This window comes from Bacillus sp. JJ722, assembly GCF_036963345.1.
Classification (GTDB): domain Bacteria; phylum Bacillota; class Bacilli; order Bacillales; family DSM-1321; genus Bacillus_AD.
On the sequence record NZ_JBALMO010000369.1, the window covers coordinates 5,384 to 6,151 of the forward strand.

1 protein-coding gene is annotated in these 768 nt (G+C 36.8%); it reads left to right on the plus strand.

What is annotated here, in order from left to right:
- Positions 1-605: serine--tRNA ligase (gene serS / locus V7014_RS26245; protein ID WP_335511926.1), on the plus strand; the 605-nt coding region annotated here is incomplete at its 5' end.
- Positions 606-768: the final 163 nt, after the last annotated feature.

Genomic DNA, 768 nt, shown 5'->3' on the forward strand with positions numbered 1-768 from the left:
ATTATTTCTTGATTCCAACAGCAGAAGTACCTGTAACAAATATGCACCGCGATGAAATTTTGAGTGCTGAAGATTTACCAGTCCGTTACGCAGCATATAGTGCTTGTTTTCGCTCAGAAGCTGGATCTGCTGGACGCGATACAAGAGGATTAATTCGTCAGCACCAATTCAATAAAGTTGAGCTTGTTCAATTTGTTAAACCAGAAGATTCTTATGAAGCGTTAGAGAAGCTTACAAGTAATGCAGAGAGAGTATTACAATTGCTTGGATTACCATATCAAGTATTAAGCATGTGTACGGCTGATTTAGGATTCACAGCTGCGAAGAAATATGATATTGAAGTTTGGTTACCAAGCTACGGGGTATATCGTGAAATTTCTTCTTGCAGTAATTTTGAAGGCTTCCAAGCAAGACGTGCTAACATCCGTTTCCGTCGTGATGCGAAAGGAAAGCCAGAACATGTGCATACATTAAATGGATCTGGCTTAGCGATTGGGCGTACAGTAGCTGCTATCCTAGAGAATTATCAACGTGAAGATGGAAGTGTTGAAATTCCAGAAGTGCTACGTCCATACATGGGTGGAAAAGAAGTTATTGGTAAATAATATCGATTTAGAGGTTATCTTGTAATAGTTACGAGATAACCTTTTGTTTGTATAAAAAGATGAGTTATGAAGCATCGTAATAGTTAGAGGGAAGAAAAATATATTAAAGTTATTTTTAGTTGTTGACGCCATGAAAATCATATGATATATTATTAATTGTTCT